The sequence below is a fragment of the Burkholderia sp. KCJ3K979 genome (assembly GCF_016759955.1).
GTDB classification, from domain to species: domain Bacteria; phylum Pseudomonadota; class Gammaproteobacteria; order Burkholderiales; family Burkholderiaceae; genus Burkholderia; species Burkholderia orbicola.
The window spans coordinates 1-10,560 of sequence record NZ_JACFYV010000225.1; the positions used below are offsets into that span (position 1 = coordinate 1).

Sequence of the window (10,560 nt, forward strand, 5' to 3'; positions counted from 1 at the left end):
CCTGCGCCCCACGCATCACGAGGCGCTGACGCATCTCGCGACGCTGCTCGACGTCGGCGGCGATCGTGCGGGCGCGCAATGGCTGCTCGAACGCGCCCGGCGTTCGGCCGGCTGACACGACGACGGGAATGGGACCGACACCGCGATGACCAGAGGAACGCTTGACGTCCTCCACCGCCTAAAGGCGGAGGATTCCCACACCTGGCGATGCACGTCCGCATCGGAGAATGTTCAGCGCAGCGTTGATATCACGATCATGCTCGACACCACAGTCACTGCAGGCCCATTCTCTTATTCTCAGTCCCGCGATACCTTTCGGCCGCGTCGTGCTGTCTTTCGATCCGCACGACGAACAGGACTGGGTCGAACCGCTTTCGTCGACTTCCTCGAACGTGGCCCCGTGCGCGATCGCTTTGTAGCGAAGCTTGTGTCGGAAGGACGACCAGGATGCGTCGTAGACGCTCTTCGCCATCCTGGTTCTGGCGAGTTTTGCGGCCGACACGTTGCCGACCGCGATGTAATCGAAGCGCCGCACCAGATCGTCCTTCCCGCCATCAATGGCGGAGTTTCTCGGAGAAAATTCTGATGAACCGCGCCGCCACTGACGACGCGACGCTCGACGTCGACGATTGCTGGAACCGGATCGGCACGCGCGGCGACCGCTCGTGCGAGCGGTTGAACGACTGCCTGCGCTGCCTGAACTGCCCGGTCTACGCGTCGAACGCGGCCAAGCTGCTCGAGCGTCCGCTCGACGTGGCCGAGATGACCGACGTCACGCGCCGGATGAGCGCGTTCGGCACGGCACACGCGAGCGACGACGACGGCGTGGCGCGCCATGCGGCGCTCGCGTTCCGGGTGGCCGACGAATGGCTCGCGCTGCCGATCGGCGTGCTGCGCGAGATCGCCGGCACGCGCCCGATCCATTCGCTGCCGCATCGCCGCAATTCGGCCGTGCGCGGCGTGGTGAACATCCGCGGCACGCTGCGCATCGCGATCTCGATCGGCGCGCTGCTCGGCCTCGATGCCGGCAAGGCCGGCAGCGGCAGCGACGACGGCCGTTTCACGCGGCTGCTGGTGGCTGCGCACCAGGGCGAACCGGTCGTATTCCCGGTGGACGAAGTCGAGGGCGTGCTGCGCTTCGGCGCCTCCGACTGGGTGCCGGTACCGGCGACGGTCGGGCGCGCGAGCGCCGGCCTGTCGCGCGGCGTGCTGTCGTGGCGTGGCAAGTCGGTGGGGCTGCTCGACGACGATCGTCTGTTCGACGCCGTGACAAGGAGCATGCGATGAGCGGCGATGACGACCTGAGCCACCTGTCGCTGCTCGAACTGTATCGCGAGGAGACGCGCACGCAGACCCAGGCGCTGTCGGAGCGGCTGCTCGCGCTCGAATCGGGCGAGCCCGATGCCGTCGCGCTCGAAGCGTGCATGCGCGCCGCGCACTCGCTGAAGGGCGCCGCGCGTATCGTCGGCGTGCCGCTCGGCGTCGAGATCGCCGGGCGGATGGAAGAATGCTTCGTCGCCGCGCAGGCCGGCACGATCGCGCTGACGGCCACGCACGTCGACGTGCTGCTGGCCGGCGTCGATTTGCTGGTGCGGGTCGGCGATCCGCAGGGGCAACCCGTGTCGCAGACCGAGATCGACGTGTTCGCGGCGGCGCTGACGGGCGCCGACGGCGCGCAGACGATACAGGCGCCGGCCGCCGCGCCACCGCCCGTGCCGCCGTCGTTCGCGCCGTATCGCGATCACGACGGCGCCGCGAACGAGCCGGTCGGGGCCAGTGCCGCGGTGCCGCCGCTCGCCGTGTCGGGCGCGGTGCCCCATCCGGCCCAGGCCGGCCGCGTGTCGGGCGCCGGCGCGATGCGCCGCGTGCGCGCCGATACGCTGAACCGGCTGCTGAGCCTGTCCGGCGAATCGCTGGTCGAATCGCGCTGGCTCAAGCCGTTCGCCGAATCGATGCTGCGCGTGAAGCGCGCGCAGCGCGACGCAGCCCGTTCGCTCGACCTGATGGTCGAGCAGTTCGCCGACGATCTCGACGCCGGCATGCTCGCGTCGATGAACGAAGTGCGGCACATGCTCAACGACCTGCAACGCTCGCTCGCCGAGCGCATGGACGAATTCGACCGCTTCGAGCGGCGCAGCACGCATATCGCCGAGCAGTTGTACGACGAGGCGCTGCAATGCCGGATGCGGCCGTTCGGCGATGCGACGCGCGCGTATCCGCGCATCGTCCGCGATCTCGCGCGCTCGCTCGGCAAGCAGGTGCGTTTCTCGATCGTCGGTGAAGGCACGCAGGTCGATCGCGACATCCTCGACCTGCTCGACGCGCCGCTCGGCCACCTGCTGCGCAACGCGATCGACCACGGCGTCGATTCGCCCGACGCGCGCCACGCGCGCGGCAAGCCGGCCGAGGCGAGCGTCACGCTCGAGGCGCGCCACAGCGCCGGCTCGCTGCTCGTCAGCGTGATCGACGACGGGCCGGGGGTCGACATGGACGCGCTGCGCGCGGCCGTCGTGCGCCAGCGCCTGACCGACGACGAGACGGCCGCGCGGTTGTCCGATCCGGAATTGCTCGAATTCCTGTTGCTGCCGGGCTTCTCGATGCGCGATGCGGTGACCGACGTATCGGGCCGCGGCGTCGGTCTCGACGCGGTGCAGGAGATGGTGCGCGGCGTGCGTGGCGCGGTGCGGATCTTCAACGAGCCGGGGGCCGGCATGCGCTTCGTGCTGCAGTTGCCGCTCACGCTGTCGGTGATCCGCAGCCTGCTCGTCGAAGTCGGCGGCGAACCCTATGCATTCCCGCTCGCGCACGTGCGCCGCACGCTCGAACTCGCGCACGACGACATCGACGTGCTCGAAGGGCAGCCGCATTTTCCGTTCGACGGCCGGCGCGTGGGCCTCGTCGCCGCGCACCAGCTGCTCGATGCGGGCGAACCGGACGTGGCGCGCGCGAGCACGGCGGTCGTGGTCGTCGGCGGCGAGCCGGAGTTGTACGGCGTCGCGGTCGACCGTTTCCTCGGTGAGCGGATGCTCGTCGTGCAGCCGCTCGACAGCCGCCTGCACAAGATCCAGAACATCGCGGCCGGCGCGTTGCTCGAGAACGGCGACCCGGTGCTGATCGTCGACGTCGAGGACCTGATCCGCTCGGTCGACAAGCTCGTGCGCGGCGGCCAGCTCGCGCGGCTCACGCGCGATCCGCAGCTCGCGCTCGCCGACCGGCGCCGCCGCGTGCTCGTCGTCGACGATTCGCTGACGGTGCGCGAGCTCGAACGCAAGCTGCTGGAAAAGCGCGGCTACGACGTGACGGTCGCGGTCGACGGGATGGAAGGGTGGAACGCGGTGCGCAGCGATGCGTTCGATCTCGTCGTGACCGACGTCGACATGCCGCGCATGGACGGCATCGAACTCGTCACGCTGATCAAGGGCGACCCGATGCTCAAGCGCGTGCCGGTGATGATCGTGTCGTACAAGGATCGTGACGAGGATCGCCGCCGCGGGCTCGACGCCGGCGCCGATTACTACCTCGCGAAGAGCAGCTTCCACGACGAGGCGTTGCTCGATGCCGTGCACGACCTGATCGGAGATGCGCGCGGATGAACATCGGTATCGTCAATGATCTGCCGCTGGCCGTGGAGGCACTGCGCCGCGTGATCGCGCTGCGCGCGGATCATCGCGTGCTGTGGGTCGCGACCGATGGCGACGAGGCGGTGGATTTCTGCGTCGCGCATCCGCCCGACGTCGTGCTGATGGACCTCGTGATGCCGAAGGTCGATGGCGTCGCCGCGACGCGCCGGATCATGGCACGCGCGCCGTGCGCGATCCTGATCGTGACGGCGAGCGTCAGCGCGAACACGTCGTCGGTGTACGAGGCGATGGGCGCCGGCGCGCTCGACGCGGTCGACACGCCGACGCTCGCGCTCGGGCTGTCGACCGACGCATCGCCGCAGGCGCTGCTCGCGAAGATCGACCAGATCGGCCGGCTGCTCGAAAGCCGCACCACGGCGCTTGTGCCACCGGGGCCGGCCCCCACGCGCGGACAGCCGACGCTCGTCGCGATCGGTGCGTCGGCGGGCGGCCCGACCGCGCTCACCGCGCTGCTGCGCGCGCTGCCGGCCGATTTTCCGGCGGCGATCGTGATCGTCCAGCACGTCGACCAGGCATTCGCGTACGGCATGGCCGAATGGCTCGACGGCTATACGCGGCTGCCGGTGCGCGTCGCGCGGCAGGGCAGCGTGCCCGAGGCCGGTGCGGTGCTGCTCGCGGCGACCAACGACCATCTGATGCTGTCGCCGCGCGGCGTGCTCGGCTATACGCGGCATCCGGCCGAAACGCCGTACCGGCCGTCGATCGACGTGTTCTTCAACAGCGTCGCGGACGGCTGGCAGGGCGATGCGCTCGGCGTGCTGCTGACCGGCATGGGACGCGACGGCGCGCTCGGCCTGAAGGCGATGCGGGCGAAGGGCTGCTACACGATCGCGCAGGACCAGGCGACCAGCGCCGTGTACGGGATGCCGAAGGCCGCGGCGGCGATCGGCGCGGCGTCGGCGATCCTGCCGCTCGACCAGATCGCGCCCCAGTTGATCGCGCGGATCGCACTGACATCGCGCGACTGACCGTGCATCGGGCAGACGCCGTCGTTTCGGGGTGTGCCGGCGGCTGCATTGCGTGCGTGGCGAGGCGTCGCGTACAATTGCGGCCTGCGGAGATGGCATGCCTCCCTGCGGTCGTTCCGGCGCATGGCGCGCGCGGTGCGGCCCTCAACCGCCGGTTTGCCCGGCTGATGATGCCTGCGTGTTCCTGGGTCGTCAGGAGGTCGCAGGCCGTCCACGCGGTATTCTGCCGCCCAGGTTTTGATATCCCGTCGAATCTGGAAATCATGTTTTTCACCACTTCTGCCGATCTTTTCGCGACCGTGCGCTACGTGTGCCGCTGGCTCGCGCTTTCAGCCTTGCTCGGCGCGCTCGCCGGCACGGCTTCCGCGCTGTTCCTGATCGCGCTGGACTGGGCGACCGGCACGCGGGTCGCGCATCCGTGGCTGCTGTGGGGGCTGCCGGCCGCCGGTTTCGCCACCGGCTGGGTCTACCATCGGTTCGGCCAGTCGGTCGCGCGCGGCAACAACCTGCTGATCGACGAGATTCACGACCCGAAGGCACTCGTGCCGAAGCGGATGGCGCCGCTCGTGCTCGTCGCGACCGTCGTCACGCACCTGTTCGGCGGCTCGGCCGGCCGCGAGGGCACGGCCGTGCAGATGGGCGGCGCGCTCGCCGATCGCATCACGCACGTGCTCCGGCTCGATCGCGAGCATCGCCGCGTGCTGTTGATGGGCGGCATCGCGGCCGGCTTCGCGTCGGTGTTCGGCACGCCGCTCGCGGGTGCCGTGTTCGGGCTCGAGGTGCTCGCGATCGGACGCCTGCGGTACGACGCGCTGCTGACCTGCGTTGCATCGGCGATCGTCGCGGACGTCGTGTGCCGCGCGTGGGGCGTTCATCACACGGCCTATGCGATTCCGTTCGTGCCGGCCGTATCGGCGACGGGGCTCGCCGTGACGGTCGTTGCCGGCATCGCGTTCGGCGTGGTCGGGCGGTTGTTCGCGTTCGCGACGCATGCGCTGACCGCGTGGTTTCGCCGCGTGATCCGCCATGCGCCGCTGCAGCCGGTGCTCGGCGGCCTGCTGGTCGCGGTGGCCGCGACCGTGCTGAACGTGCCGCAGTACCTCGGCCTCGGCATCCCGACGATCGAGGCCGCGTTTCACGGCCCGCTGCCGCTTTACGATTTCGCGGGCAAGTTCGCGTTCACCGTCGTCACGCTCGCGTCGGGGTTCAAGGGCGGCGAAGTGACGCCGCTGTTCTACATCGGCGCGACGCTCGGCAATGCACTGGGCCAGGTGCTCGCGCTGCCGGTGCCCGTGCTCGCGGGGCTCGGCTTCGTCGCGGTGTTCGCGGGCGCGGCGAACACGCCGATCGCGTCGACGATCATGGCGATCGAACTGTTCGGCGCGGATATCGGCGTGTATGCGATCGTCGCGTGCGTCGTCGCGTATCTGTTTTCCGGGCACGCGGGGATTTATCGCGCGCAGCGCGTGGCGGTGGGGAAGGGGGCGCAGGGAGAGGCGGAGTGAGGTAGGGCGTGCGGCCGCGGATGATGTCGCTCGACCGCGGCGGTTCCATGCGATACCCAGGATGCAAAACGACTGACGGACATCCCATGACACTGGACGATTTCCTGACCGAAGCAAAACGGCTTGCGAGGCCGAGCCGTCAGTACCGCTTCGCGGACGACGGCGAACCCGTCACCGGCTACTGGCATGGGGTTGATGCCGGCGCGTTGTGTATCTCCGTCGAGCGCGACGGCGTCTGGCTGAACGTGTATCTCGACGAAAGCGGCACGTCGGGCCGCGTGGAGACTGCCACGCAACCCGTCCGTTCCGACCGCCCGCTGTGCCGATCCGATGCGATGTCGCTTCCGTCCGTCGACGCGGTGTTCCGCTTCGGCTCCGCCGCGATCGGCGCGTACCTCGACGCACACGGCTGGCAGCGCGACTGGGGATTCAACGGCAACTTCAAGGGCGCGGCCGCGCACGACTACGAGCGCGAATGGATGGCGCAATGCCCGCTCTACACGGGCGGCGTGGTGGCCGTCGCGGGCGGATGGAACATGCCGTGGCCCGAGGACGACGAACTCGACGATCGCGAGCTCGTCCTCTGGACATTCGAGGCATCGGAACCGTGGGTCGAGGTGTTTTCGGACGGTAGCCGTTACTCAGTGATCCAGCGGATCACCTAGCACGCGCTTAATCAGCCTTTACTGCTTCGGCAGCCGCGCGACGTTGCGCGCCAGCAGTTCTTCGATATCGATGCCTTTTTCCGCCAGCAGCGCGGTGACGACACCGTTCAATTCGCCGAGCGTTTCCTTGACCGATTCGCGAATCGTGTCCACGACGACCTGCGTGCTGCGCTCGATCTCGATGTTGACCTTGTCGTCGACGCCCTTCGCATCGAACGTGGTCGCGCGGCGCGTTTCGGGAATCAGCCAGACGTCGAACCAGCCTTCGTCGCGATTGACGTCCGACACGGTCAGGCTGCAACCGTTGATCGCGATGTAGCCTTTCGCGAATACATAGCGCTTGAACTCGGCCGGCACGCCGATGCGGATCATCCGGTTGTGCTCGGACGACGCGATGTGCGCGATGGTCCCCGTGAAATCGACGTGACCGGACAGCGGATGCCCGCCGATCTCCGCGCCGTCCTTCGCGGCCCGCTCGACGTTGACCCGCGCGCCGGTCGCGAGGTCGGCCAGCGTCGTGATCCGCAGGCTCGGCAGCATCACGTCGAAGTCGATCAGCACCGGTGAATGGATGGTCGTCACGGTCAGGCACACGCCGTCGACCGACACGCTCGCGCCGATCTCGATATCGTCGGTGAACCGCTCGGGGAATGCGATGCTGAACGTTCTCAGCTCGCCGTGATCCTTGATGGCGTCGATGGTGCCAACACCCTGAACAATGCCTGTAAACATGATCTGCCTTTCGTCGCGAATTGCCTGGCCGACATGATAAGTGATCCGCGGGAGAGGCGCGTGACGATGGCAGGCTGGCGGCGGTAGGCCGCTTTCGTGAAAGCCCCGGCCGTGGGCAGGACCACTGCGCACAAGATCGATCGTCACGAGTCGGCCGCTTACGCCTGCCCCGGGCTTTCGCATGTCACCGGGGCCGGTATCTGATAAATGACCGACACGAATTTCGAGGTCTCGCTATGGCCCGTTACAGTGCCGCCGAGGGACTCGGCGATACGTCGGCTCGGATGGTTCTCTTCGGCGACGGGATAGTTGAAGCGCTGAACGTTGAGCGTCGAGCACGCCCATTCCACGACGAGCCTGACCGCCTCTCGTCCGATCCCTTCGCGATGCCGATCTTCGCGGATCCAGACGCCCAATTCCGGGATGGCCTGCTTGACGTGATGAACCCCCACCAGGCCGAGGAAGGATCCACCGTCGCGTTGTCGAATCACGAACACGTAGTCCGTGCCGTCGGTTTGTGCGTGCAGCCACGTCTGCCAGATGCGATCGAAACTTTCCCTGTTGGCCGGAGGGTCCCAGCCCATATAGCGAGTCAGCGACGGCGTAATGCATGCAAGCGTCGCATCCGCGTCTTTCGCCGAGAATGGTGTGAGCCAAAGGCGATTCGATTCGATACGGGTTTCGTCCGGTTGCAGCATCATTTCCTCGTCGTGCATCGACCACGCCAATCGGATCGCCGGCATGACCCGGCGATTGAAGCCATGTCGCCGGGTCATGTGACGACCTGCCTGCATCAAACCTTCGCCGGCTCTCCCAGCGCGCCGGCATCGCGATCCGCCACGCGCCGCGGCGAATCGGCGAGCCCCTTCGCCAGCTCCAGCGCCTGCCGCTCGAACAGCCGGCGGTAGATACCGCCGTCGATACGGATCAGCGCGTCGTGGTTGCCTTCCTCGATCACCTTGCCGCGATCGAGCACCAGCAGCCGGTCGAGCGCACGCACGGTCGACAGCCGGTGCGCGACGACGAGCGTCGTGCGGCCGACCATCAGCCGCTCCATCGCCTGCTGGATCAGCAGCTCGCTTTCGCTGTCGAGGCTCGACGTCGCTTCGTCGAGGATCAGGATCGGCGCATCGGCGAGGAACGCGCGCGCGATCGCGACACGCTGGCGCTCGCCGCCCGACAGCTTGATCCCGCGTTCGCCGACGAGCGTGTCATACCCGTCCGGCAGCGCGGCGATGAAGTCGTGCGCGCTGGCCAGACGCGCGGCGCGCTCGATGTCGGCGCGGCTCGCGCCGGGCCGTGCATACGCGATGTTCTCCGCGAGCGTGCGGTGGAACAGCACGGGCTCCTGCTGGACGATCGCGATCTGGCTGCGCAGCGAATCCTGCCGTACCTGCGCGATGTCCTGCCCGTCGATCGTGATGCGGCCGCCCGACACGTCGTACAGGCGCTGGATCAGCTTGATGAACGTCGTCTTGCCCGACCCCGAATGACCGACGAGGCCCACGCGTTCGCCGGGCGCGATCCGCATCGAGAAATCGTCGTACAGCGGCACCGGATGGTTGCCGTAGCGGAACGTCACGTGCTCGAAGCGGATCTCGCCTTGCCCGATCCGGATCGCCGGCGCCCCGGGGCGATCGTCGATGCCGAGCGGCTGGCGTTCGAGCGCGACGAGTTCCTCCATGTCGTTCACCGAGCGCTGCAGGTTGCGGATGTGCATGCCGACGTCGCGCAGGTAACCCTGCAGCATGAAGAACATCGTCAGCGCGAACGCGATGTCGCCGACGCTCGCTTCGTCGTTCATCCACAGCCGCAGCGCGACGCCGATCATCGCGGCCTGCATCGCGACCAGCATCGCCCCCTGCAGCCCGCCGTTGAACGTGCCGCGCACCCACGTGCGGCGCGTGCGCTGCCGCCACTTGTCGATCACGCGTGCGAGCCGCGCTTCCTCGCGCGTTTCCGCGCCGAACGCCTTGACGACCGCGTTGCAGCTCACGGCGTCGGCGAGCGCGCCGCCCATGCGCGTATCCCACAGGTTGCCGAGCCGCGCGGCCGGCGCGACGATGCCGAGCGACACCGCGACCGTCACCGCGATGTACAGCAGCGAACCCGCGCCGACGACGAGCCCCATCACGGGCCAGTGGGTGCCGAGCAGCACGGTCGCGCCGACCAGCATCGCGACCGACGGCAGCAGCGCGATCAGCACGGTGTCGTTGAGCAGGTCGAGCGCCCAGATCCCGCGCGTGATCTTGCGCACGGTCGAGCCCGCGAAGCTGTTCGCGTGCCAGTCGGTCGAGAAGCGCTGCACGCGGTGGAACGACGCGGCGGCGATCTCGCTCATCATCTTCAGCGTGAGCGTGATGATGTTCAGGTAGACGCCCTGGCGCAGCACCGTCGCGCCGATGCCGAGCGCGGCGAGCGTGCCGAACGCGACGAGGGCCGAGTGCCACGCGGCGGCGCGGTCGGTCAGGCCGGTCGACAGCGCGTCGACGAGGCGGCCGGCGAACAGCGGCGTGAGGACGTCGGCGAGCGCGGCGAGCAGCGCGAGGCTCGCGACCGTGGCGATGCGCGCCGGCTGCTTGCGCCAGTAACGGATGGTGAAGCCGAAGACGGCCTGGAATGCCTGGCCGCCCAGATGGGAGGTTTTTCTGGTCATGTATCGTTGCCCGGCGCATCGCGCGACGGGACTTTCCGGTTCGGAGAACGTCGAAAACGCAACAGCCGGGCCGCGCGAAACACGCGGGCGGAGCGAAACGGGCTGTCGGGAAAAGCGCGGCTGACGGGTTAGAGGAAAACTCGGGAGCCGGCGCGGACGGCGGGCTGGATCAGCTGCGCCGCGAGACCACGTTCGGGAAGGTGGCTGGCATTCGGAACATCTGCACCTCCCTGAAGTGAACGGTTGAATGAAAGGACGCCGAAAAGACGTGCTGCGATTTTATCAGGAGTGTCACGCGCGCCGCAACGTCTGACGAATGCGGCGTTGCAGCGTCGATACGGTTAGTATTCAGGGTTTTGGCCCCTTTTCGCGTACGTTCGACGTGGCGGCTGG

General features: G+C 68.2%; 9 protein-coding genes, 1 pseudogene and 1 riboswitch. Of the genes and pseudogenes, 5 read left to right on the top strand and 5 right to left on the bottom strand.

The genetic code is table 11. The features are described 5' to 3' along the window. Positions 1–178: 178 nt before the first annotated feature. Positions 179–541 (bottom strand): annotated as a pseudogene (locus tag H3O04_RS30045) (RNA-guided endonuclease InsQ/TnpB family protein); the annotation flags it as partial. Between the two features lie 44 nt (positions 542–585). On the opposite strand from H3O04_RS30045, the gene H3O04_RS30050 reads away from it, so the two are divergent. The 5 genes from H3O04_RS30050 (at position 586) to H3O04_RS30070 (ending at position 6,779) form a co-directional block, all read left to right on the top strand. After that, positions 586–1,287, top strand: a complete 702-nt coding sequence (locus H3O04_RS30050; RefSeq protein ID WP_011548225.1) for a chemotaxis protein CheW — start codon at positions 586–588, stop codon at positions 1,285–1,287. Then, on the top strand, positions 1,284–3,593 hold the full coding sequence (locus H3O04_RS30055; RefSeq protein WP_011548224.1) for a hybrid sensor histidine kinase/response regulator: 2,310 nt from the start codon (positions 1,284–1,286) through the stop codon (positions 3,591–3,593). The genes H3O04_RS30050 and H3O04_RS30055 overlap by 4 nt, the downstream gene beginning before the upstream one ends. Next, positions 3,590–4,609 (top strand): chemotaxis response regulator protein-glutamate methylesterase, encoded by a 1,020-nt coding sequence (locus tag H3O04_RS30060; protein WP_006479514.1) that lies wholly within the window; start codon positions 3,590–3,592, stop codon positions 4,607–4,609. The genes H3O04_RS30055 and H3O04_RS30060 overlap by 4 nt, the downstream gene beginning before the upstream one ends. Before the next feature lie 79 nt (positions 4,610–4,688). Further along, positions 4,689–4,793: riboswitch (Fluoride riboswitch) on the top strand. Between the two features lie 79 nt (positions 4,794–4,872). Continuing rightward, positions 4,873–6,114: a voltage-gated chloride channel family protein gene (locus H3O04_RS30065; RefSeq protein WP_011548223.1), complete on the top strand. Its 1,242-nt coding sequence runs from the start codon at positions 4,873–4,875 to the stop codon at positions 6,112–6,114. A gap of 86 nt (positions 6,115–6,200) precedes the next feature. Beyond that, a complete protein-coding gene (locus H3O04_RS30070) occupies positions 6,201–6,779 on the top strand; it encodes a hypothetical protein (protein WP_198174612.1) in 579 nt (192 codons plus the stop codon). A gap of 18 nt (positions 6,780–6,797) precedes the next feature. Here the strand turns inward: H3O04_RS30070 and H3O04_RS30075 are convergent, their stop codons facing one another. From H3O04_RS30075 to H3O04_RS36350, 4 genes are all read right to left on the bottom strand, one after another. After that, on the bottom strand, positions 6,798–7,511 hold the full coding sequence (locus tag H3O04_RS30075) for a riboflavin synthase (protein ID WP_011548221.1): 714 nt from the start codon (positions 7,509–7,511) through the stop codon (positions 6,798–6,800). A 158-nt stretch (positions 7,512–7,669) separates the two neighbouring features. Further along, positions 7,670–8,227, bottom strand: a complete 558-nt coding sequence (locus H3O04_RS30080) for a GNAT family N-acetyltransferase (RefSeq protein WP_226292293.1) — start codon at positions 8,225–8,227, stop codon at positions 7,670–7,672. A gap of 77 nt (positions 8,228–8,304) precedes the next feature. Continuing rightward, positions 8,305–10,167, bottom strand: coding sequence for an ABC transporter ATP-binding protein (locus H3O04_RS30085; RefSeq protein WP_011548219.1), 1,863 nt, complete (start codon positions 10,165–10,167; stop codon positions 8,305–8,307). Positions 10,168–10,336: 169 nt separating this feature from the next. After that, positions 10,337–10,560 (bottom strand): hypothetical protein (locus H3O04_RS36350; protein ID WP_237666478.1); only part of this gene is annotated, 224 nt, incomplete at its 5' end.